The sequence below is a fragment of the uncultured Spongiibacter sp. genome (assembly GCF_964011655.1).
In the GTDB taxonomy this organism is placed as follows: Bacteria; Pseudomonadota; Gammaproteobacteria; order Pseudomonadales; family Spongiibacteraceae; genus Spongiibacter; species Spongiibacter marinus.
In genome coordinates this window covers 18,906-41,890 of sequence record NZ_CAXGPO010000021.1, presented here as the reverse complement: position 1 = coordinate 41,890, position 22,985 = coordinate 18,906, and the positions used below count along the sequence as shown (strand labels likewise).

Genomic DNA, 22,985 nt, shown 5'->3' with positions numbered 1-22,985 from the left:
CTTTATTCGGCAGCCGGACTGTTGTTGTCGGCGTCATCAGCAGCAGGGGTCTCACCAGCTGGCGCCTCAGCACTGAGTTCAACATCGTCAACGACATCGTCCACGTCTTGCTCTGCGACACGCTGTACGCCGACTAAATGCTCGTCGTCACGCAAACGAATCACCTTCACGCCCTGAGTATTACGACTGAGCAAGGAGATCTCGTCGGTGCGGGTACGCACCAAGGTTCCCTGGTCGGTGATCAGCATCAGATCATCACCATCAAATACCTGTACGGCGCCAACCAGTGCCCCGTTGCGGTCGCTCATCGTCATGGCGATAACGCCGCGATTTCCTCGGCCTTTACAGGGGAAATCCTCTACATCGGTCCGCTTACCGTAACCGTTTTCTGACACCGTCAGCACCCGCCCACCGGCCTTGGGAATGATCATCGCGATGACCTGCTGGTCCTCGTCCATACGCACGCCGCGCACACCGCGCGCGGTACGACCCATGGCCCGTACGTCGCCCTCAGCAAAGCGCGCCGCTTTACCGCCGCTGGTCAGCAACATGACATCGTTGCTGCCGTCGGTGATCTCAGTGCCAATCAGCACATCCCCTTCATCCAGCGCTAGCGCGATCAAACCAACGCTACGCGGGCGGGAAAAGGCCTCTAGAGGCGTTTTCTTTACGGTGCCGTTGGCGGTCGCCATGAAGATAAAGTAGCCCTCGGTATACTCGTGAACCGGGAGGATAGAGGTAATGCGCTCATCCTCACCCAGTGGCAACAGATTGACCATCGGGCGCCCGCGGGAATTGCGGCCTGCAACCGGAATTTGGTAGACCTTCAACCAATACACTTTGCCGATATTACTGAAGCACAAGATAGTGTCGTGGGTATTGGCCACCAATAGGTGCTCGACAAAGTCCTCTTCTTTTACCGCCGTCGCCGACTTACCCATCCCGCCGCGACGCTGCGCCGCGTAGGCATCAAGCGGCTGCGACTTGGCATAACCGCCGTGGGAGATGGTCACCACACGGTCTTCTTCAGGGATCAGATCTTCGTGGGTTAAATCGAGCTGAGAGGCAACAATTTCGGTGCGGCGATCATCGCCAAAATCCGCAACAACTTGCTCTAACTCGCCGCGAATAACGTTCAGCAGCACCTGCGGATCGGCCAAAATACTCAAATACTCGGCAATTTCTGCCAGCTTTTCCTGGTACTCGGCCAACAGTTTTTCATGCTCAAGCCCGGTGAGTTTTTGCAGACGCAGCTCAAGGATGGCTTGAACCTGCGCCGGCGACAGCCAATAGTTGCCATCGCGAACGCCGTACTGCTCTTCCAGCTCATCGGGGCGGCAGGCATCTTCGCCGGCTCGCTCGAGCATGGCACTTACTTCACCGAGCGCCCAACCGCGGGAGATCAGGTTTTCTTTGGCTTCTTGCGTCGTCGCCGACGCCTTGATCGTGGCAATCACCTCGTCGATATTCGAGATCGCTACCGCAAGACCTTCCAATACATGACCGCGCTCACGCGCTTTGCGCAGCAAGTACACAGTGCGCCGCGTTACCACCTCACGGCGGTGGCGAACAAAGTACTCCAGCAACTCCTTGAGGTTGAGAATGCGCGGCTGATTGTCCACCAAGGCGACAATATTGATGCCAAAAACATTCTGCAGCTGCGTTTGTGCATACAGATTATTCAGCACCACCTCACCGCTTTCGCCGCGCTTCATTTCAATCACAACGCGCAGGCCGTCTTTGTCAGACTCGTCGCGCAGCTCGGCGATACCTTCAATTTTTTTGTCTTTTACCAGCTCGGCAATTTTCTCGATCAAGCGCGCCTTGTTGACTTGGTAGGGCAGCTCGGTGATGACGATGGTGTCTTTGTTGGTTTTTTCATTGCTGATTACTTCAGCGCGAGAGCGCACATAAATCCGACCACGACCGGTTCGGTAAGCGTCTACAATGCCGGCTCGACCGTTAATGATCGCCGCCGTTGGGAAGTCCGGCCCTGGAATATGCTCCATCAACTCATCAATCGAGATGTCGGGGTTGTCCAACAGTGCCAAACAGCCGTTAACCACTTCAGTCAGGTTGTGGGGGGGGATATTCGTCGCCATACCAACGGCGATACCCGAGGAACCATTGACCAACAGGCTGGGAATTTTTGTGGGCAATACGGCAGGGATTTGTTCGGTGCCGTCGTAGTTAGGTACCCAGTCGACGGTCTCTTTATCGAGGTCGGCAAGCATCTCATGGGAGATTTTCTGCATGCGAATCTCGGTGTAACGCATTGCAGCCGCGTTATCACCGTCAATCGAGCCGAAGTTACCCTGACCATCTACCAACATGTACCGCATGGAAAATGGCTGTGCCATGCGGACTATCGTGTCGTAGACCGCTGAATCGCCATGGGGGTGATACTTACCAATCACATCACCAACGACACGAGCAGATTTCTTATACGCTTTGTTCCAGTCGTTGTTGAGTTCACTCATCGCGAACAGCACCCGGCGGTGCACCGGCTTGAGCCCGTCGCGCACATCGGGCAGTGCTCGCCCAACAATTACGCTCATTGCATAGTCGAGGTAGGACTGTTTCAGCTCATCCTCGATGTTTACCGGCAGAATTTCATTTGCATTGTCAGCCATGAATAGCAAGCATCCTTATTGTCAGCGACCGTTGAGCGGCAGTAGCGCCGCCCAATGCGCGTTTTTACTGCCCTGCCGCCCAACCAATCTGGCGGTGGCCAAGCGGAAAACAAAGCGAGAATATTAGCATATTCCAAGTACGCATAGACAGCGTATAAAGGCCGAATATCAGCGCCTTATCGTCACAACTGCACACAGGAACAGGTATACTTGCCGCTTTCACGCTAGGAATGTCTTACACCATGAGCCGTGCCGCCCTCGACCGCATTGACACCCTGATCTCCGCTCGCTGGATATTACCCATGAGTGAAGGCTGCCCTCTGCTTGAAAACCACGCACTGGCTATTACCGACGGCTGCATCAGCGGCATTCTCCCAGAGGCCGAGGCACGTGGCCTTTCCGCACATGAACACATTGCGCTCGGCGACCAGCTGCTGATGCCCGGCCTCATTAATGCTCATGGCCACACCGCCATGAGCCTGTTTCGCGGCATGGCGGATGACCAACCCCTTCAGCAGTGGCTCAACGAGCATATATGGCCGGCCGAAGGCCAATGGGTGGGCGAGGAATTTGTTCGTGACGGAACGGCACTGGCAATTGCCGAGATGCTACGCGGCGGGACAACCACGTTTAGCGACATGTACTTTTTTCCTGAAGCCGCCGCCGAAGTCGCACGGCGCGCCGGAATACGCGCGCAACTGTGCTTTCCCATCTTCGACTTCCCCAGCGCCTGGGGTAGCGGCCCCGACGAGTATTTTCGCAAGGGTTTGGCCTTGCGCGACGACTACAAGCACAGCGACCTTATCAACATTGCCTTTGGCCCCCATGCCCCCTACACCGTCGGTGATGAGGCGATGAGCAAGGTGGTGATGTTTGCCGAAGAACTCGACTGCGCTATACAGATCCACCTCCATGAAACACAGCACGAGGTTGACGACGCACTCAAACAAACCGGCCTGAGACCTATCGAAAGGCTGGCCAAATTGGGTCTATTGGGGCCGCGCAGCCAGTGTGTGCACCTCGCCTGCCTCAACGATGACGATATCGCCCTGCTAGCCGAGCACCGCAGCCACGCGATTCATTGCCCCGAGTCCAACCTCAAGTTAGCCAGTGGCTTTTCGCCGGTGGAAAAAATGCGCAATGCCGGCATTAATGTCGCCCTCGGCACCGATGGCGCGGCCAGCAACAACGACCTGGACATGTTCGGCGAATTGCGCACCGCCGCCCTGCTTGGTAAAGCGGTCGCCGCAGATGCCGCTGCAGTGCCGGACCACTACGCTCTGCAAATGGCCACTATCAACGGCGCCCGCGCACTGGGCATCGACCACATTACCGGCAGCCTGGAACTCGGCAAACACGCCGATGTGATCGCAATCGACCTGACCGACCTGCCACAGCAACCCATTTACACACCCGTTTCGCAACTGGTGTACACCAATATTAGCCATTGCGTGCGCCACAGCTGGATCAAAGGCCGACGTATGCTGGATAATGGCGAACTAACCACGCTGGACAGCCGCGAAGTTATCGAAAAAGCGCAGCACTGGCGGCAAAAAATCAGTGGAGAGTAGCATGCAAGCATCATCACAACACAGCAATGTCGATCCATCAGAAATCGCCAAGTTCGAGGAACTGGCTCATCGCTGGTGGGACCGCAACAGTGAGTTTAAGCCACTGCACGACATCAACCCGCTGCGGGTAAACTACATTGATGAACGCTCGCCGCTCGCAGAGCAGCGCGTGATAGACATCGGCTGCGGCGGCGGCATCCTCTCGGAGTCAATGGCCTTGCGTGGCGCCAAAGTCACCGGTATCGATATGGGTGAGGCGCCGCTGAGCGTTGCGCGCTTACATCAACTGGAGTCGGGCGCCAAGGTTGAATACTTCCAGGCCACCGCAGAAGAAATCGCCGAAGACCAGGCCGGCCACTACGACATCGTCACCTGCTTGGAAATGCTTGAACACGTGCCGAACCCAGCATCGGTCATTCGCGCCTGCGCCAAATTATGCAAACCCGGTGGCAACCTCTATTTTTCAACCATAAACCGCAACCCCAAAGCCTTTGCGCTCAGCATTGTCGGCGCTGAGTATATTCTCGGGCTGCTCCCCAAGGGCACCCATGAATACAGCAAGTTCATACGGCCCTCTGAACTGGCCGACTGGCTGAGAGAAAATGATCTTCAGCTACAGCACATGACCGGGCTGACCTACAACCCGCTGTTCAAGCGCTATCGCCTGAATGAAAACGATGTCGATGTGAACTATATGATTCACGTTAAGAAGCCGCTGTAATGCTAAAAGCCGTTTTATTTGACCTCGATGGCACCCTGCTCGACACCGCGGCCGATTTTACCCGCGTTCTCAACGGCCTGTTAGCCGAGCATCAGCGACCGTTGCAAGACTACAATTCAGTGCGGTGCTGCGTCTCTGAAGGCGCGCGCGCGGTGGTACGACTGGGCTTTGGGCTCGAGCCAGAAGACCCGGCTTTTGCACCACTTCTGAACGCCTTTCTAGACCGCTATGAGGCCTCGCTGTCAGAGGAAACCAGCCTTTTTCCCGGCATGGAGGGCCAGCTCCAAAAATTAGAGAGCCGAGGCATCGCCTGGGGCATTGTTACCAACAAGCCCGCGCGCTTTACCACGCCGCTACTGAAACAGCTGGCCTTGACCAGTCGCTGTGCGACCGCAATTTGCCCGGACGATGTGAGCAACCGCAAACCTCATCCAGAGCCGATGTACCTGGCCTGTAAGCACCTCGGTATTCGTCCCTCAGAAGCCATCTATGTCGGCGACCACCGCCGCGATATTGATGCGGGACGCAATGCCGGCATGAAAACGATCGCCTGTCGCTATGGCTATGTCCCTTTGGGAGAGGATATTAGCGACTGGAAGGCCGATATTATTATCGACCACGCCCAACAACTTGATGATGCCCTTCAGCAACTGCAAGCCTAAGAGGACAATCCGTGCCACAACGCCTACCTGTAAATTTCACTGCCGATGCAGAGTGTTTGAAAGATAAAGTTATTTTGGTCACAGGTGCCGGCGACGGCATCGGGCGCGCGGCAGCACTGAGTTTTGCAAAGCACGGCGCCACGGTCATCTTGCTTGGCAGAACCATAGAAAAACTCGAAGCGGTGTACGACGAAATCGAAGCCATGTCGGCGCCACAAGCCGCTATTTACCCCATGCACCTGCGGGGCGCCGCTGCACACGACTACCAGGAGTTGGCCGACACCATAGAGCGGGAGTTCGGCCGCCTCGATGGCCTGCTTCACAATGCCAGCATTCTCGGCCAGCGGCGCTCACTTGCCCAAACCACGCTGGACAGCTGGGAAGAAGTTATGCAGGTCAACGTGAACGCGCAGTTTATGATGACGCAAGCATTGCTACCCGTACTCGCAGCATCGAAAAATGGATCGCTGGTGTTTACCTCATCGAGCGTGGGACGGAAAGGGCGCGCTTTCTGGGGCGCGTACTCGGTTTCAAAATTTGCCACCGAAGCGATGATGCAAATTCTTGCCGACGAGGAATACGACTTAAATGGTACTCGGGTGAATAGTATTAACCCAGGGGCCACGAACACCGAAATGCGCCGCAGCGCCTATCCCGGTGAAAACCCGACCGATAACCCCTCCCCCGAGGCCATTATGCCGCTCTATCTCTATTTGATGAGCGACGACAGCCGCGAGGTGAACGGGCAACAATTCGACGCCCAGCCAAAAGACTAGGCCAAGGTAGCATTAAGCCCTAAGCAGGTCCTGCATTTGCTCGATCTGCTGTTGGTAGCTCTCGTCCATCTCACCGGGATTGACCGGTAGTCCCAAGCGCTCAAAGGCGGCAACGCCCGCCCATTCAACTTGACCAAAGGGGTGCTCTGTACCGGCGTAGGTGTGCAAATTGGCAACCGTGACGAGGTCAGCGTAGTCGGGCCGCTCCAAGTGACGGCTAAAATCCAGGTGCGCCTCGGGGACAATCACCAGCTCGTCGGGAAAGCCCCACGACTCAAGAATGACCCGCCCCAATTCCGGTGTCAGCGCAATCAACACCTGGTCGAGCAACTGCGGATGGTCACGGATCACCCCCCGCCCCACGGCGTAGGAAAGAATAGGCAATGCACCAATCTGGTGGATCACACCGGCAAGCGTGGCAAGTTCTGGTTTCAGGTGACGCTGTGTTTTCGCCAGGGTATGGCAAATGGCGGCAACATCTGCGCTGTGCACCCACACTGCGCGCATCCGCTTGTTCAATGCATCTTTGTTCGACAGGAAGATTTGCTGCATCGCCAGGGTCGTAACCATGGTCGAGGTATAGGCCAGACCGATTCGCGAAATCGCACCCTTCACATCGTAGGTGGGCTCAAGGCCCCTTAGCAATGAGCTATTCGCAACCCGGATAAGACGCGCGGCGATGGAGCTGTCATGCTCGATGATCGCCGCCAGGATCGGAATCTCAACGTCTGGGTCACTGGCCGCTTCACGAATTTCCAGCGCGACCTCGGGAAGCGTAGGCAGGCTTACCGCATCGTCTTCGATGGCGCGGAGCAGATCTGCGCGAATTTGTTCGATAAATTGTCCGCTAGTGCTCAAGCGACAAACTCCTGTAGACCGATTTTTTCACCTCAAGCCTAGCAGAATCTGTGTTGAGCACTATCGGCATAAACCGAGACGAATTTAGGCCTGCGCGCGTGCTGCCGCGAGCGCTGCCTGGGCGTCACAGTCGTAACCCTGGGCTTGCATGGCCTCGGCCAATGACGCCAGCAGCAGTTCGATGTTCTCCATCCGTGCGCTGTAGCCCATCAGGCCAATTCGCCATACTTTGCCTGCAAAGTCACCCAGCCCGGCGCCGATCTCCAGGTTGTGGTCGGCGAGCAATTGCTGACGCACAGCCGCATCATCCACCCCTTCTGGGATGTACACGCTGTTCAGCTGCGGCAAGCGGCTGTCGGCATCCACAACAAAACGCATACCGAGACTCTCCAAGCCCGCAGCGAGTGCATTGTGCATGCGGCGGTGGCGAGCCCACGCGTTCTCCAGCCCCTCTTCCTGCAGCATGACCAATGACTCGTGCAGGCCATACAGCGCATTGACAGGCGCCGTGTGGTGATAGGCGCGCTTACCGCCTTCTCCCCAGTAACCCAGAATCAGGTTCATATCCAGGAACCAGCTCTGCACGGGGTGCTTGCGAGCCTTGATGGCCGCAATGGCAGCGTCACTAAAACTGACTGGGGACAAACCTGGCGTACACGACAGGCACTTCTGGCTGCCGGAATAGATGGCGTCGATTCCCCAGTCGTCAACGCGCAATTCCACGCCGCCGAGAGAGGTAACCGCATCGACAATACTCAGGCAGTCATACTGACGCGCCAGGGCACAAAGTGTTTTGGCATCACTCAGGGCGCCAGTAGACGTTTCCGCGTGAACAAATGCCACGACTTTTGCTTCGGGATGCGCTTTCAGCGCTTCTTCGAGCTGGGCCGGATCAACAGGCTTCCCCCACTCGCCGTCAACGGTTACCGCCGTTGCGCCGATGCGGGTCACGTTCTCGCGCATGCGGGTACCAAATACACCGTTGATACAAACGATAACGGTATCACCTGGCTCTACCAAGTTAACAAAACACGCCTCCATACCGGCAGAACCCGGAGCGGAAATCGGCAAGGTTAATTCGTTTTCGGTGTTAAAAGCGTATTTAAGCAGGCTCTTCAGCTCGTCCATCATTCCGACGAATAATGGATCAAGATGCCCCAGGGTTGGGCGGCCAAGTGCCTCAAGAATGCGTGGGTGAACGTCTGAGGGCCCCGGCCCCATCAACGTGCGCACAGGAGGGTGGAAAGAAGAAATGCTCATAATCGGCCTTTTCAAAGTCAGTCAAAAATTCAGGGGCACCCCAGCGGGGCGACCAAGGCAAAAACATGGCGCTATTGTAGGGCATCCGCGCACGCGCTTCACGGCTTTAGCGACTGCCATGTCAAACGCTGACGAAAAGACTGCAAAATGCGGTAGTGATCGTAGTCAAAGGGCTGAGCCGCGAGCACGCGTTGTTCGCAGTCATCGCTCTCCGGGCGGCAATCGGTGAAAGTACCGAAATAACGCCAGCGATCAACCAGATGCCAGTCGACACGACTATCATCGCTACTCGGCTCAACAATAAGTACGGGGCCGTCGTAGGGCCAACTCTCCACACAACGCAGGGCAAGCTTCTTTTTAAGCAGCGCATTGTATTGCTCTGGCGATTGCTCGCCACAGCAGGCGCCAGCGCAGTGGCCCAGCTGGTATGAAAAGCAGCTGCCGCCTCGCTCCAAGCCCAGGCGCTGTGGGCACAAGCCATCGCTTTTGACAAAGTCACGAAGCAACTGCTGCGCCTGCTTGCGGTGCTTAAAAAGACAGAATTCCGTCTCTGGTAACGGCTGATCTGCGGCTAAAAACTGCAGGCCGATATAACCATCCTCGTCTGGCTGCAGGCTCGCAGCACAGAGCTCACGCTGGCGGCGCAGCTGGCGGTTGTGCAGCGGCATTGTCGTTTTTATCTCTGCACTTTCCTGAAGCAATGCCCCCAGTTCACCTGCTGTCTCGCTACACTCAATGCGGCGCAATTGCTGAGCCATGCGCATGGCCTTGCCTTGACGGCCGCCCGCACTAAAGTGCGATAACACCCGGCTGCGCATAGCGATACTTTTCCCCACATACAGCAGCGCGTCATTTTCGCCAAAGAAGCGGTACACACCTGGCCGATCAGGGATCTCATCCAGCATTTCAGCGGTGATATGCACAGGCAGGGACGGTATTTTTAACTGAGCGTGCACTTCCGCCGTCACCCGCTCCTCCCCCAGGTCGGCGATCGCAAATTCTAAAAATGCCTTCATGGCAAGCACATCTGCCATCGCGCGATGGCGACAGTCCCGCTCGTAGCCAATTTGGCTGCACAACGCATCCAAACCATGCTTCGGCCAATCTGGGTACAAACTGCGGGCCAGCTTCAATGAGCAAAGCACTTTGGGTTTGTAGTCAAAACCCAAGCGTCGAAATGCCTGTTTAAGGAATGCAGCATCAAAGCGCGCGTTGTGGGCTACCAGCACAGCCCCCTCAAGGTATTCCATCAGCTGGGGCGCCAGCGACTCAAAGCTGGGCGCATCGACCAGCATCTCGGGCGTAATGCCAGTGAGTCGCTGGATAAAAGAGGGAATGTCGCGATCAACACGCAGCAGCGATTGCCAGGCATCTTGCTCTTCAGCGTCGCGAATAATCACCGCAATCTCGGTGATTTCATCACGCGAAGCAGACGCACCCGTTGTTTCCAGGTCCAGCATGGCCAGGCGCATGTTTGACAGCATAACCCTCCCCACGGTGATCGGCGGCGCCACCTTACATCGCAATTACACTAACTTCCGTACACCTCTACGTAACAACTCGCAAACCGATAGCAAAGAGGTACACAATGATTAATAGATTATGCGACTATTTTATCCGATTGTGGCAAGCGGCCCAGCCGGTTAAGCCCGCGGTTGTACCGGTGCCAATCAAGTCGCAGACTGCAGCGAAGAACTGCCATCGCAGCATCGACGAAGATGCAGAATTTTAAGGAGCGCGCGATATGCTTGCCTGCCCAGGGAGACTTCTCACTACCATCGTACTGCTGCTGGGCAGCCTAGCGGTGCAGGCCAAGCCCTCCGCAGAGGAACATTGGCAATGCCCGGCCAGCTTGAACAGCGAATTGGCAACACTCGAAGCGGGCACATTGCAACTTTGCGATACGCTTCGTTCTGCAAAGGCGGTCGTCATCGTCAATACCGCCAGTTTGTGCGGCTACACACCTCAATTTAAGGGTCTGGAAGCGCTATACCAGCGCTTCAAAGACCAAGGGCTACTTGTGCTCGGTGTACCAACAGCAGACTTCGGTAATCAGGAATATTCAGACAGCAAACGCACAGCGAAAGTCTGCCACGCAAATTTTGGTGTGAGTTTCCCTGTTTTCCATCGCGGTTGTATACGCTGCGATTCGCCCCACCCGCTGCTAGCGCTCGCGCAGGACAGTAGTGGAATCTCGCCAAGCTGGAACTTCTTCAAGACTGTATTTGACCCGCGAACCGGTATTGGCCAAACCTTCCCGTCGGCCGTGACGCCGCTTTCTGAGGAACTCGTCAATGCCGTCACCGCCATTTTGGATCAATGAGGGCGGTCCTTCGCGGCCTCGTGGCCGCGACCTTTTCTATTGCCGCCGCATGCAGCAGCCACGACGATCCCCATGCCGCCGCATGGCAGCGCTATATTGACGGATTACAGCGAGTGCTTGAGCGAGAGGCTGAGGCGCTTAGCGTTAGTCGCCCTCGCTACCCTCACCCGGCATCGGTAAAGCTGCCGATCAATGGCGACGACATCAACCTGCTGGAGTTTCTGCGTTTACGCCGCTGCGCACTGTCGCAAACGCTAGCTGAACAGAATAGTATTTTGGGTCGACACCGCGATAGCGCCACCGACCTGGTGTTTAGCTTGCGATTTCTCGACGAGGTAGAACCCTGCATTGCCTATCTGAAATCGGAAGACGATAACGACCTCGCCAACACCCTGGCAGCGGTGAGAGATCACAAACAGCAGCAACTCGCCCACCGGCTTGCCAACGCACTGCTCGGCGGCGGTGAATACCGCCAACTATGGAGCAGCTCACCAGACCAGCGCCAGGCTTACCCCGATGCGACTCAGGATCAGGCCACTCGCGCTTTGCAGCGCTGGCAGCAGCTGCAACAGCAATGGTTGAGCGGGCAAGGCTTCGACGCGCACACCGACGTTGTCGCCATACTGGGAACGCTACGCGCCGGGCTCGGCGGTGAAATGCTGCACTTCCAAGCCCAGGCACTGGCCGGCCTGCAACAGGCCAATGCACTCCTTCAGCAGCGTATTGATGGGCGACCACTGTGCTTGCAAAGCTCACCGACGCCGCGCGCTCAGCGCTACGCCGCGGTGCTGCACAGGCAGTTTATCGGCTCGATTCAAGTGCTCGCAGCGCAGAGCTATCGACATCAGAACGCGCTGCTAACGGCAACGCGGGCCATCGAGACCACGCTAGCCGAACATCTTGGCGGCACCGCCCTGCCCGCCGCCTACCGTCAGTGGCAAACCGAGCGCGACGCGCTGCTCAAGGCGGTGACGGCCAGCCACCGTGAGCATGTTTCGCTAAGCTCGCAACTCCTTAACCAATGTGGGCTTTCTGCAAGCGACTAGCCGCCCGCATAACGATCAATCCCTTACAAACGCAGCGTGAAGTCCTTCCCGTTGCGCGGGCGTCCGAACATCTGGCTGAGGCTGCGATAAATATCACTCTGCGGTGGTGGCGTTAAACTAATTTGACCGCGAGGTACGCCGCGCGCATCAAGCGTTACGGTGCCACGTAGGCGGTGAGGATTCGCCTCATCGATGACGATCCGCAGTCTACCGGCATCGCAACTGACCTGGGCCCGAATCTGCCCCAGGCTTTCCAAACCGTCGATATCACCGCTTAGCTGCCCTATTTCCACATTCCCGGTAAGCGACTGACACCCCTGAGCAGTCAGACTTGCCTCAGATGCCTGCGCATTGAATACGCCGTCAAAGCCCATCGCAGGTACCTGAATCGCCTCGAGCACAGGCGCCAAACGCCCTGTGGCAGTCAGCCCCGAAATCAGTAAGGCATCACCCTTCACACCTGCCGTTAACGATACGTTGGCGGGCTCAGCAACAGATAGAGCAAGAGGCTTGCCGGAAAAACTCTGCAGGGGAGACAGCTGCCAACTTACGCCGCGAAGCGTGACACCCTGAACACCGACATGACTGAATTCCCCTCGCCAAAGCGAGCCCTTGGCAACACCCAGCTCAACGCCAGCTAACTGCTCACCCGCTACATCGCTTAGCAGCCAAGCGGGCGCTCGCCAAACAACGCCGACGATAAAAAACAGTATGCAAACAACAATTATCGCTAAGCGCTTCAAGCCTCGCCTCCTAATACCACTCGCAGCGACACTTTACCCGGCACATCTAATCGGCTCATTGAGACGGTGTGCAAGGGCATGCCCGACGCGACCAGAGCATCGATAAAACGCACAATATTGTTGTAGTCGCTATTGCTAACCTGCACCGCATAGCGGCCACCGCTCTGCGGCTCAATGCGGCTGATGGCAACTGTATATTGCCTGGCAGCGCTGGTGATTTGTTGCTGGGTGGAGCCGGTTACCGCTGTGACTTTACGACCACTGCGTTGCGCCGCGCGCACTTTTGCTGCCGCATCTTGCATCCATAAATACGCCTCTCGACGCTGCTCTAATCGCTCAGACGATTGCTGCTTGGCACTGATAAGAGGCTGCCAGACGGCCAGCCAAATAAGCAGTGGAACACCGGCAATCAGCCCCGCCAGCAGAATCGTGCGCTCTCGCTCATTGCGGCTTTCAAACCAATTCATCAACGCATTCATTGCGCTGCCTCCCGCAGTTCAAGCTGCCCACTGATCCCCTTGTCCAACTGCCCAAAGGCGCCCCGCTCCACCTCAAAGCCCTGAGAGGCGAGTGCCGCTACCCAGCGATCGACGCCGTCGTAGCTATCTGCTTCGACGAGTATTTTGATCGCGCTATTGGCATAGGTCATTTGCTGAATACGCAGGGATACATTGCCTTTACTGGCATTGGCAATCCGCTCCAGCCAGGGAAGGAAGTCACTGTCGCTGCGCACGCCCTCCAGAGCATTTAACTGACTGCGCATTTGACTACGCGCGTTCACAACTCGAGCACCGGGGAAAACATCGCGATAAATATCCACCATGCCTTGCTCGTACAGTTCGATCTGGCGACGGTTGTCACGAACGTCCATGGCCAACTGAATAAAATGGGTGAACAGCACCGTTAATAGCAGTAGCACTGGCCAGCGAAATTGCTTCCATTGCGCCGCACTCTCATCGCGCAACGCATAGGCGCCGCTGAACAAGTTAATTGGCCAGGGCTGCCACAATTTGGCAATCATCGCTAAGCGATGCTCAAAGACCTGATGGTCTTGCTCATTCAAACCCTCAGGCAGCTCAGTACCCTGCAGGTGGTATATTTGCGCGGAGGTATCTTGGCCTGCCGCCAGTTGCCACCAGTAGCTGAGGTTATCTTTGGCGATGGCAATTGCCTGCTGCCCAATATGGGCAACTGCTCGCGTGTCATCGATCAGCGCAACATTGGCGGGCAGCGCGGCGTAGTCGGGTACCACCGATTTAATTTTCAAACCGCTGTTGGCTAGCAGGCCGTGCCACAGATCCATGTATTGCCGGTCAACCACCAGCACATCGGTGGATTCATTGGCACGGATAGCACCACAGGCCAGGTGAACGTTTTCCAGGTCACTGCACAGCTGCTCTTCCAGCAAAAATGGTAGCGCCGATAAGCCAACACGGCCCCCTTTTGGCAGCACAACCCGTTGCCAGCTCACCCACTCGCCCGGCACCACGACAAAGCAAGGCAGCGAAGCGAAGCGCTCGGCCAGTGCGGCAAGTGCGCTGGCTTGCGCATCGACAACACCACTGTCGAGCACTTGCTCGGCCTCGGTGTCCCACTGGAGCCATTGCACCGTAGGCTCATGGGGCGCCGGCATTGATAGCAGTAATCGTTCGCTCAAAAAACTTCTCCATATTCCCGCGCATAGGCATAGGCTTTGCCATTGCGAAGTACAAAGCGACTGTATAAGCGCAGTCGGCGCTGCTCGTAAAACACATCGGCCAGCCCGAGAAAATAACTGGACTTCACCCCCAGTCCCGCCTGGAACTCCGCGGCGACCTGTTGCCCCTCTGGAAGACCCAAGCTGGCAATAAAACTCTCAACGGATGCCCAACCTTCTGCAGGACGCTCAGCAATAAGTCGCTGTATCTGCTCGACGGCCAGCAGGTTGCCAATAGCTGCCGCCAATAATGGGGCATCTTCCTCGCCCAGCGTATTAATATTCAAGCGGGTATCAAACTCGGGCAGCGCACATAAAAAGGGCCGCAGCGCCTCCTGCTCCTCCGCGTCAAAATCGGCGAATAAGCCCAGTTCACTCACCGAATCAATGGCCTGATTGGGCGGTAGGTAGGGATAATCCTCACCACTGTAGCTCAAATCTTCCGCCCCAAAAGGGCCCTCGGGCGAGAAGTCGCTATCCACCCAGTCGCTTAAGCGCTGGCCGATATACTCAGCGCGCTGCACATCGACGTCCACATTCAGCAGCAACAACTCAAACACTTGTTGCGCGCCGCTCTTCTGGCCACTCTGTTCGCTGCCATCAGGCCGGTGCAGGCGATTGACATTAAAGCAAGCCTGCTGATCATCGATAAGCCCTGCGATAGAGCCGCCCTCCACGGGGAAGACAACATCGCGGCGCGCCCAATTCTGGTTCAGCGCAATAACGTCCTCACCCGCCACATCTTCCAGCGACTTCGCTGCGATGTACTCGCCGCCCAACGCATACCAATAGGCCTGATCCATGTAGCGTTGATTCAACAGCCGCTGACTGCTGTAGCGCACTGATTCCACCAGGTTCACTGACAACACCAACATAATGGCGACCATCAGCAATACCATTAGCAGCGCCGCACCGCGCTGCGTCGACGGCAGATTCATGGCACCAGCTCCGGCAGCAAAACGTTCATCTCGATGCCTGGCCACGGGCCAACATCTAACTCGACACGCAGACCCTTGGGCTGCAGGGCATTTAACTGCGTGCTGGGCGGCCAGAAATTGGTCCAGCGACTGCCGTCATAAAAACTGACAACAAAGCGATCCACCCCCTCGAGCATCACGCGTTTTTGCCAGGGGCTATTCTGTGTTGGGTCGGCGACGCCCGCGCTGTGGCGCTGCAACTGCCCGTCTTCAAGGCGGTATTGCACGCGCTCCAGAGTGCTGGCTAAACGCTGCCCCGGCAATACACGGCGGCCACCGTGAACAAACTCCAGCTCGCTGTTTTCACCAATCTGTTCAGCGACGATTCTTGCCCCCATCGCGTCACCTTGTTCATCCCGAGGAATCCGCGGCGTAAGTTGCTCCAAATCCCGGCGCATCATCTGCAGGGCCAGTGCCAGGCGCTCCAGCTGGTATTGGCGCTTAGCGACCTGCTCTTGATTCGACAGTGCGCCATTCAGCATGGCGCTGGCCATCGCGCCCAATAAGGCCATGATGCCAATGGCAATCAGTAGCTCGACAAGGGTAAACCCGCCCTGCCTGCGCATTACTGGTCCACCTTTTTCGGCATATAGGCGCTGCGGCTGGCTAAGGTGTCTTCGTCGCCAGAGAGCTGAACACTGATATCCACTCGGCGGATAGCGGGGTCCGGTGTATCACTCAAGCGCCGACGCCAAACAAAATCGTAACCCGCAAGGCTTTTCTCCCCCAGATTACGGTTCCCGTAACCCTCCCGAAGAATGTCTATCAGCAGGTTTTGTGCGAGCAGGTCGGCAAATTGGCGCTTCTCCAACTCGCCGGTGCTCAGGGTCGCTTCGCTCAGGCTCTTGCTCAAGGCCACCGCCGCCGTGGCAAAAATCATCAGCGCGACCATAATCTCAAGCAGTGTAAACCCGCGTTGGTTCCTCACCCCGCCGCCTCCGGTCGCAAGCGGTCATCAACACTGATAGAGCCGCCATCGGCAGATAATAGGCGCCATTGAAATGGACTGGTCTGGCCGTCGCCCAAAAACAGTATCTGGGGTGTCAATACGCGCCGGTCATCACCCTCAGGCAGATTTAATGGCTCGCCTGCTAACAGGATTTCACTGCGCAAGTCGTCGTCTATCTCCAAAGGCTTGGCCAATGGTCCCTGGGTAATGGCGGACCAGCCGTCGGCATTGCGGCTCAGAAAGCGGCCTTTATCGCCATCCCACAACAAGCCCAAACTGCGGCCACTAAACACCGCCTCTGCCCTTGCTGTGCGCAGCGCCAGCAGAATTACCGCGCGATTCTCTCGCAGCAGTTCTTCGCCACCCCTGCTGGGCAGAGTCAGAACGGCAACACCGCTCATCAGGCCAATAATAAAGATAACGACCAACAGCTCCAGCAAAGAGAAGCCGCGTTGACTATTCCTGCCAGTTGACGATGTCACGGGCTAACTCCTCACCGCCCTCTTCACCATCAGCTCCGGTGGAATACAGGTCGTAGGGGCCGTGCTCACCAGGCTGGATGTAATTATAGGGGTTACCCCAGGGGTCCTCAGGCAGGCGCTTAATATAGCCATTGCTGCGATAATTTTTCGGCGAGGGGCCCGTTTCAGGCCGTTTAACCAGCGCCATCAACCCTTGATCGGTGGTTGGGTAAACGTGGTTGTCCAGCTTGTACATATCCAGTGACTGTTCCAACACCGCTATATCCGCGCGGGCCTTCTCCACCATCGCTCGATCCTGGTTTTGCAGTACGTTCGGAGCAACAACGGCCACCAAGAGCCCCAAGATGACGATAACGACCATGATTTCCAACAGTGTGAAACCCTGTTGGCGGCGAGAACTCAATGCACGCGACTCCACGTCGACCTCCTAAAACTGAGTAAGGTTATTCAATTGCAGTATCGGCAGCAGAATTGCCAACACGATCGCTAAGACTACCAGCCCCAAAACCACGATTAACAGGGGTTCAAAAAGGCTGACAAACATTTGCACACGAGCCTGAAGCTCACGCTCCAGGTTGGCGGCGGCGCGCTGAACCATCTGCTCCAACTCGCCACTGGATTCGCCACTGGCGATCATATACACCGCCATTGGGGGCAATTCCGCTTCATCCTGTAAGCACCGGCTAAAGCTCTTGCCCTCGCGCACCTGCTCGCGCACGCGATCCATACTTTGTTTTAAATGCTCATTGCCCAGCGTTGCACAGGCCACTTTCAGCGTTTCCAAAAACGGCACCCCCGACGACAGCAAAATCGCCAGCGTACGCAGCATGCGCGCCGCGTCCAGCTCCAGCATCAGCAGCCCCCAAAGTGGCACCTTCAATACCCAGCGATGAGCTCGCAAGCGCCGTTGCGGATCGCGCATCCATAGATAAACGCCCGACGCGACGGCCGCTATCGCAAGAATCATCACATACCAGTAGCTGGCGAGGCCGTCGCTGATGCTAATCAGTGCCCGTGTTAAAAACGGCAGCGTCTGATCGTAGTGTTCAAACTGCGCGGTGACCTTTGGAACAACATAGGTCATTAGCGCAGTAATGACGCCGATGGCGACAAAACACAATACCACGGGATAGAGCGCCGCCTGCACAATCACACTGCGCAGCTTTTGGCTGTCTTCGGTGTATTCTGCAAGCTGATTTAACACCTCTGCCAAATCACCGGATTTTTCGCCAGAGCTGACCAGTGCGCGGTAAACAGAATTAAACACGTGGGGGTGATCGTTCAGGCCATCGGCGAGCGAGTGCCCCTCCAATACCCGCGAACGCAATTCCAGAATTATGCGCTTGAGTGCCTCTTTGCGACTGTGCTTTGCCGTCGCCGCCAGGGCCTCTTCGACCGGTATTCCGGAATGTATCAGTGTTGCTAAGTGGCGGGTGAACAGCGCCAGATCGGCAATACCGATACGCGGCCGCGACAACGACAGGCCGCCCTTACCGGAAGATCTATCGCGAGTGGCTTTTACCTCTACCGGAAATAACTGCTGATCCCGCAGGGCTTGCCTTGCCATGCGGATCGAATCGGCTTCGACGATGCCCTTGCGACTGGCGCCGCCAGCGTCGAGTGCGCGGTACTCAAAGGCCGGCATCGGCACCCTCGCGAACGCTGCGCAACAATTCGTCGAGGCTCGTTTGGCCTTCGAGCACCAGTCGCCGCCCCTCTGACATCAGCGTTGTCATTCGGGCACTGGCATAGCGCTGAATCTCCTGCTCGCCGGCGCGATTGTGGATCATTTCCGCCAGTTCCCTGTCGATCACCAACAATTCATAGACGCCCTGGCGACCGCGATAACCAGAGTGCTGACACGCTTCGCAGCCACCGGCATTGTAGGCTTGCTGACCCTCTAACTGGGTATCTCCCAGCAGGCGCGCTTCCGTCGCATCCAGCGTTATTGGCTGGCGGCAGGACTGACACAAACGACGCACCAGGCGCTGTGCTAATACGCCTTTTAAGCTCGACGCAATCAAGTACGGCTCTACACCGATGTCGACCAAACGCGTAATGGCGCCAATGGCGGTGTTGGTGTGTAGGGTCGATAACACCATGTGACCGGTTAACGATGCCTGTACGGCAATTTCGGCCGTCTCTTGGTCGCGGATCTCGCCGACCATCACGACATCGGGGTCCTGGCGAAGAATCGCCCGCAGGCCCCTCGCGAAGGTCATACCCACTTTGGCATGCACTTGCGTCTGACCGATTCCTTCAATGTCGTACTCTACCGGGTCTTCCACGGTGAGAATATTCCGCTTGCGGTCGTTCAAGGCCATCAACCCGGCATAAAGCGTGGTGGTTTTACCGGAGCCGGTCGGCCCGGTCACCAGGATAATACCGTTGGGCTGATGCAACAGGTCGGTCAGTTTCGCCAGTGTTCTCTCGGGCATACCGAGATGAGAAAGATCGATTCGCGCAGCCTGTTTATCCAACAGGCGCATCACCACGCGCTCGCCGTAATTCGATGGAATGGTCGACACCCGCACATCCACCGACCGACCGGCGATCCGCAGTGACACACGACCATCCTGGGGCACGCGTTTTTCCGCAATATCGAGGCGAGACATCACCTTAATACGCGACACCAGCAAGGGGGCGAGGCGGCGGTTGGGTGTTAATACTTCTTGCAGAATGCCGTCCACTCGCAAGCGAACTGACATGGTTTTCTCGTAGGTTTCAATATGAATATCGGAAGCGTCACGCTTTAGCGCTTCACCGAACAAGGCATTAATCAGGCGGATAACAGGGGCGTCATCCTGCGCGTCCAAAAGGTCCTGAGACTCGGGAATCTCCTCAGCCAAGCGGTCAAGGTCCACTTCGTCGCTGATATCGCCCATCGCCGACATCGCATCGCCCTGCTGGCGCTGAAAAGCCTCGTTAATCTTCTCTTGCAGCGCGTCCTCATCACATAGCGCCATTGAAAAAGACGTATTCAGTGCGCGCTGAACCTCGGCCAAGGCAGGCGCTGGCGTGGTGCGGCAAACCAACACCTGAGGGCCGTGCTCGCCGTCCTCCACCAACAGGCGATTAGTGCGTGCAAAAGCGTAACTTAAGGGGCGCGACATCAGGCTTGGCCATCCTCAGCGCCGTCGCAGCGGCGCGGCATCTTCGAACCAGCGCGTACCCGGCGACTGCATTCGTCCTTGCGCCACTCTATGGGCTCGGCCGTAACCGGCGCTTCCTCTGCTGGGCTGGCAGCGGCGCCCTGCTGCGCCGGTGGTTGCGGCGCTGGTGAATTCTGCGGTGCGGATTCAGTGTCGGCGGCTGGCGATGCCTTAACCGGCGGCTCAGCCAGGGTTTCGCGGGGCAGCAAATCTACCGGCGAGGGCTCCAGGCCGGACCATTCTGGCAATACCGATAGCTCTGTGAATGGGAACAAGGAAATACCGGATGCGGCTTTAGCCAACTGCTCGGTGCGAATAAAGTTGTACTTTCTGCCACTGAGTTCAGAGAGTGTTGCCTGGTCACGGACGATAGTTGGCCGGATAAACACCATCAAATTGCGCTTAGACATGCTGGTGTTGTCCGCGCGAAACAATCTGCCCAACAGGGGGATATCGCCCAACAAAGGCACCTTCGCGGTCTGCTCATTGACCTGATCATCAATAAGGCCGCCCAGCACGATTGTTGCACCGTCGTTCACCAGTACTGTCGTTTTAATGGTGCGCTTATTGGTAATAACATCGGCGGCATTGGTTGCCGGGCTGAGCGAGGACACCTCCTGCTCAATCGTCATTTGCACAGCATCGCCATCGTTAATCTGCGGCGTCATCAGGAGCTTGGTCCCCACTTCTTGCCGCTCGATGGTCTGGAAAGGGTTGGTATTTGTGGAACTGGCGGTTGAACCAGTGATCACCGGAATTTCCTGCCCCACCAGAATGGATGCCTCTTCATTGTCCAAGGTGAGCAGGCTCGGTGTAGAGAGAATATTTGACTCTGAGTCACTCGCCAACGCCGAGACCAGGGTAGCGAAGCTAAAGCCATCCGACAGTTTCCCAAGACCGATGGCAGCGCCCTTGACCGTCGATGCCGCTGCCGCCGCAGCATCGCTGCCAGCCAACAGGCTAATAATTCCCGGTGTGCCGCTAGTACCCGATGCACCGCCGCCGAAATTAATACCACCTGCGGGTGTGCTGCCCTCTTGAGACCCTCTGAACAACCACTGCACCCCTAACTCTTTGGCCTTGCTGTCAGTCACTTCAATAATGATGGCTTCGACCAGCACCTGTGCACGACGGATATCCAGGTCGCGAATGATTTTTTCCAAGTCAGAGATAATATGTGGGCTACCCGACATGACGATGGAGTTCGTCTGCTCGTGGGCTTCAATGTTAATTGACGAAGATACGCCCGGCGCCGCATTTCGGCCCGCGCTTTGCTCATCTTTAACAATGGTGTCGCTTATGCTTTTTAAGACCTTCGCCAATTCTTCTGCTTTGGCGTACTTCAAATACCTAACGCGAATATTCGACTGGCTAGACACCTCGCTATCGAGGTCAGCAACTAGCCTTCGCAGATAACTACGCGCCTCGTCGTCACCAAATAGAATGAGCGTATTCGTCCGAGGGTCTGCCGCGACAACAGGCTTGGATGATCCCCGTTTGCGCGTTTGTTGCGACAACACTTTGTTTAAAACGCGCTCCACCTCTTCCGCCGACGAATTACGCAACACCACGGTCTCCATCAACTGGGAGTCGACAGAGTTAACGGCTGAGATGATCGACATCAAACGGCGAACATTGGATTCGCGATCGGTAATCAAGATGATATTGGCATCGGAGTAACTGGTGATTACCCCGACTTTATTATCGACGAGGGGCCGCAATGACTTAACTAGCTCGTCGGAATCCGCATTTTGCAGCTGCGCGATGCGGGTAATGATGGACTCACTGCGCCCCACTGCTGCGGAGGACCGCTGAACCTCAATGCCTTCTATTTTCGCCGCCTGATTTGGAATAACTTTGAGCACACCGTCGCCGGCCTCGACCGCAGAGTAACCCTCTACCCCGAGCTGCAACAGGAAGATTTGATACAGCTCATCGGCGTCGAGTTTCCTGTGGCTCTGAACGCTGACCTTGCCCTTCACTCGGCTGTCTACAACAATGGTTTTGCCCGTCAATTTGGCAACCGTGTCGATAAATTCACCGATATCCACATTTTGCATGTCGAGTTCGAAGCGTTCGGCATAAGCGGCTTGCAGCGGCGCGGCCAGTACCACCAGCAGTGATAGGCTCAGGAGAAAAGTTTTCATATATCCAATCTTTTGCTCAAAATCGTATTGTTGCGCTGCACAAGCAGCTCGAAGGATTGCGTGGTTTCCATCAGCTTCATTAATTCGGTAGTCGGCAACTCCGACAACGACTGGCCATTCACCGATAAAACGACATCGCCTGGCTTCAAATCAAGCAGTTTAAAAAGGCGTGGATCGCGCCCCGGCTTCATCTCGTAGCCAATCAGCTGCTCGCCCTCCATTACCGGGCTAGCGGCAAAAAAGCGCGCCAAACGCAGCGGGCTATTTTGAATTGTCTGCCGCGGGTCGCCGATAAGATCGCGAATTTCAGCACGATTCAGGTCGATCACATCGCCGTTCGCCGCTGAGGGAGTGGCTGTTGCGCTAATCCCCTGGCTCACGCGGCGTTTTTGCAGTTCAATTTTTTCCTGCTTGCGGTTGTTCTCAATCACAATGTGGTCAGGCATTACCGCCAACAGTTTCACGGCCCCGGCGACTTCTATCTTTTCTCCGACACCGTAGGCTTTAGTTTTGCTGCCGTGGCGCAGAATCGCCACGCCACTGTCTTTGCTGCCGGCAACAACGCCAAGCACGGTAATTTTCAGACGGCTGCGCTTGATATCCTTCTGGATCGTCTGTTCATCCACCGCCGCCTTGGGTGGCTCGCCAAACAGCGGGACGGCTAGCAAAGACTGGACACTGTAGTCAGGGCCATTGCCTGTCGCAACATCAACCGTGGCAACGCTGGCTGGAGGCAACGTTGGCGTGCGCAAGATGCTGGCGACACTCCAAAATAGCTCGGTCAGCAACACAATCAACAACACTAAAAGCAAGGCGCTGATGGCGGAGCGCAACTGGGAGCTACGCAAAATTTTTACTACCGCCAATTTATCCACAGTTGTACATCATCCCTACCGTTGTAGCTAAGCGACGCATAGTAGAGAAACAGTGTGACATTTTTCTTACCACGAACGACGCCTTTGCAAGGTTTTAGCCGGAGTCAGCCAGGC

General features: G+C 56.4%; 23 protein-coding genes. 7 read left to right on the top strand and 16 right to left on the bottom strand.

Annotated features, from left to right (window positions below):
* Positions 1 to 2 precede the first annotated feature (2 nt).
* Positions 3 to 2,633 carry a DNA gyrase subunit A gene (gyrA, locus tag ABNS66_RS10615; RefSeq protein WP_286836919.1) on the bottom strand — a complete coding sequence of 877 codons (2,631 nt, stop codon included), beginning with the start codon at positions 2,631 to 2,633 and terminating at the stop codon, positions 3 to 5.
* A gap of 242 nt (positions 2,634 to 2,875) precedes the next feature.
* On the opposite strand from gyrA, the gene ABNS66_RS10610 reads away from it, so the two are divergent.
* Genes ABNS66_RS10610 through ABNS66_RS10595 form a run of 4 tightly spaced genes read left to right on the top strand, consistent with a single transcriptional unit; the run spans position 2,876 to position 6,363 of the window.
* Positions 2,876 to 4,204 carry a TRZ/ATZ family hydrolase gene (locus tag ABNS66_RS10610; protein ID WP_286836920.1) on the top strand — a complete coding sequence of 443 codons (1,329 nt, stop codon included), beginning with the start codon at positions 2,876 to 2,878 and terminating at the stop codon, positions 4,202 to 4,204.
* A gap of 1 nt (position 4,205) precedes the next feature.
* Positions 4,206 to 4,925, top strand: a complete 720-nt coding sequence (ubiG, locus tag ABNS66_RS10605) for a bifunctional 2-polyprenyl-6-hydroxyphenol methylase/3-demethylubiquinol 3-O-methyltransferase UbiG (protein WP_286836921.1) — start codon at positions 4,206 to 4,208, stop codon at positions 4,923 to 4,925.
* Positions 4,925 to 5,587 carry an HAD family hydrolase gene (locus ABNS66_RS10600; protein WP_286836922.1) on the top strand — a complete coding sequence of 221 codons (663 nt, stop codon included), beginning with the start codon at positions 4,925 to 4,927 and terminating at the stop codon, positions 5,585 to 5,587. Before ubiG ends, ABNS66_RS10600 begins: the two co-directional genes overlap by 1 nt.
* 11 nt (positions 5,588 to 5,598) lie before the next feature.
* Complete coding sequence (locus ABNS66_RS10595) at positions 5,599 to 6,363, top strand: YciK family oxidoreductase (RefSeq protein ID WP_027872811.1); 765 nt, start codon at positions 5,599 to 5,601, stop codon at positions 6,361 to 6,363.
* 12 nt (positions 6,364 to 6,375) lie between these two features.
* On the opposite strand, the gene ABNS66_RS10590 is transcribed toward ABNS66_RS10595, so the two are convergent.
* From ABNS66_RS10590 to ABNS66_RS10580, 3 genes are all read right to left on the bottom strand, one after another.
* Positions 6,376 to 7,221, bottom strand: a complete 846-nt coding sequence (locus tag ABNS66_RS10590) for an HDOD domain-containing protein (RefSeq protein ID WP_286694880.1) — start codon at positions 7,219 to 7,221, stop codon at positions 6,376 to 6,378.
* 84 nt (positions 7,222 to 7,305) lie between these two features.
* The gene (locus tag ABNS66_RS10585; protein WP_286694879.1) at positions 7,306 to 8,481 is read right to left on the bottom strand and encodes an alanine--glyoxylate aminotransferase family protein; all 1,176 of its coding nucleotides are present in this window, start codon (positions 8,479 to 8,481) and stop codon (positions 7,306 to 7,308) included.
* 98 nt (positions 8,482 to 8,579) lie between these two features.
* Positions 8,580 to 9,965, bottom strand: coding sequence for an exonuclease domain-containing protein (locus tag ABNS66_RS10580; protein WP_286836923.1), 1,386 nt, complete (start codon positions 9,963 to 9,965; stop codon positions 8,580 to 8,582).
* A 104-nt stretch (positions 9,966 to 10,069) separates the two neighbouring features.
* Here ABNS66_RS10580 and ABNS66_RS10575 point away from each other — a divergent pair, with 104 nt between their 5' ends.
* The 3 genes from ABNS66_RS10575 to ABNS66_RS10565 are packed head-to-tail and all read left to right on the top strand — an operon-like array spanning position 10,070 to position 11,850.
* Positions 10,070 to 10,213 (top strand): hypothetical protein, encoded by a 144-nt coding sequence (locus tag ABNS66_RS10575; protein WP_204997037.1) that lies wholly within the window; start codon positions 10,070 to 10,072, stop codon positions 10,211 to 10,213.
* A 12-nt stretch (positions 10,214 to 10,225) separates the two neighbouring features.
* Positions 10,226 to 10,804, top strand: a complete 579-nt coding sequence (locus ABNS66_RS10570; RefSeq protein ID WP_286836925.1) for a hypothetical protein — start codon at positions 10,226 to 10,228, stop codon at positions 10,802 to 10,804.
* 20 nt (positions 10,805 to 10,824) lie between these two features.
* On the top strand, positions 10,825 to 11,850 hold the full coding sequence (locus ABNS66_RS10565; RefSeq protein ID WP_286836927.1) for a DUF3080 family protein: 1,026 nt from the start codon (positions 10,825 to 10,827) through the stop codon (positions 11,848 to 11,850).
* Positions 11,851 to 11,873: 23 nt separating this feature from the next.
* Here the strand turns inward: ABNS66_RS10565 and gspN are convergent, their stop codons facing one another.
* The 12 genes from gspN to gspC are packed head-to-tail and all read right to left on the bottom strand — an operon-like array spanning position 11,874 to position 22,871.
* Positions 11,874 to 12,593 (bottom strand): type II secretion system protein N, encoded by a 720-nt coding sequence (gspN, locus tag ABNS66_RS10560; RefSeq protein ID WP_286836928.1) that lies wholly within the window; start codon positions 12,591 to 12,593, stop codon positions 11,874 to 11,876.
* Complete coding sequence (locus ABNS66_RS10555; RefSeq protein ID WP_348655318.1) at positions 12,590 to 13,072, bottom strand: type II secretion system protein M; 483 nt, start codon at positions 13,070 to 13,072, stop codon at positions 12,590 to 12,592. Before ABNS66_RS10555 ends, gspN begins: the two co-directional genes overlap by 4 nt.
* On the bottom strand, positions 13,069 to 14,250 hold the full coding sequence (gspL, locus tag ABNS66_RS10550; protein ID WP_286837879.1) for a type II secretion system protein GspL: 1,182 nt from the start codon (positions 14,248 to 14,250) through the stop codon (positions 13,069 to 13,071). The genes ABNS66_RS10555 and gspL overlap by 4 nt, the downstream gene beginning before the upstream one ends.
* Positions 14,247 to 15,227 (bottom strand): type II secretion system minor pseudopilin GspK, encoded by a 981-nt coding sequence (gspK, locus tag ABNS66_RS10545; protein ID WP_204997031.1) that lies wholly within the window; start codon positions 15,225 to 15,227, stop codon positions 14,247 to 14,249. The genes gspL and gspK overlap by 4 nt, the downstream gene beginning before the upstream one ends.
* Positions 15,224 to 15,832, bottom strand: coding sequence for a type II secretion system minor pseudopilin GspJ (gspJ, locus tag ABNS66_RS10540; RefSeq protein ID WP_286837876.1), 609 nt, complete (start codon positions 15,830 to 15,832; stop codon positions 15,224 to 15,226). The genes gspK and gspJ overlap by 4 nt, the downstream gene beginning before the upstream one ends.
* Entirely contained in the window at positions 15,832 to 16,194 is a 363-nt protein-coding gene (gspI, locus tag ABNS66_RS10535; RefSeq protein WP_286694872.1) for a type II secretion system minor pseudopilin GspI, read from the bottom strand. The genes gspJ and gspI overlap by 1 nt, the downstream gene beginning before the upstream one ends.
* Positions 16,191 to 16,697 (bottom strand): type II secretion system minor pseudopilin GspH, encoded by a 507-nt coding sequence (gene gspH, locus ABNS66_RS10530; RefSeq protein ID WP_286837874.1) that lies wholly within the window; start codon positions 16,695 to 16,697, stop codon positions 16,191 to 16,193. The genes gspI and gspH overlap by 4 nt, the downstream gene beginning before the upstream one ends.
* Positions 16,672 to 17,115, bottom strand: coding sequence for a type II secretion system major pseudopilin GspG (gene gspG, locus ABNS66_RS10525; protein WP_286694871.1), 444 nt, complete (start codon positions 17,113 to 17,115; stop codon positions 16,672 to 16,674). The genes gspH and gspG overlap by 26 nt, the downstream gene beginning before the upstream one ends.
* 9 nt (positions 17,116 to 17,124) lie before the next feature.
* Positions 17,125 to 18,342: a type II secretion system inner membrane protein GspF gene (gene gspF / locus ABNS66_RS10520; RefSeq protein ID WP_286837872.1), complete on the bottom strand. Its 1,218-nt coding sequence runs from the start codon at positions 18,340 to 18,342 to the stop codon at positions 17,125 to 17,127.
* Positions 18,329 to 19,810 (bottom strand): type II secretion system ATPase GspE, encoded by a 1,482-nt coding sequence (gene gspE, locus ABNS66_RS10515; RefSeq protein WP_286837870.1) that lies wholly within the window; start codon positions 19,808 to 19,810, stop codon positions 18,329 to 18,331. Before gspE ends, gspF begins: the two co-directional genes overlap by 14 nt.
* Positions 19,810 to 21,996, bottom strand: coding sequence for a type II secretion system secretin GspD (gene gspD, locus ABNS66_RS10510; RefSeq protein ID WP_286837868.1), 2,187 nt, complete (start codon positions 21,994 to 21,996; stop codon positions 19,810 to 19,812). The genes gspE and gspD overlap by 1 nt, the downstream gene beginning before the upstream one ends.
* A complete protein-coding gene (gspC, locus tag ABNS66_RS10505; RefSeq protein ID WP_027872825.1) occupies positions 21,993 to 22,871 on the bottom strand; it encodes a type II secretion system protein GspC in 879 nt (292 codons plus the stop codon). The genes gspD and gspC overlap by 4 nt, the downstream gene beginning before the upstream one ends.
* Positions 22,872 to 22,985 lie beyond the last annotated feature (114 nt).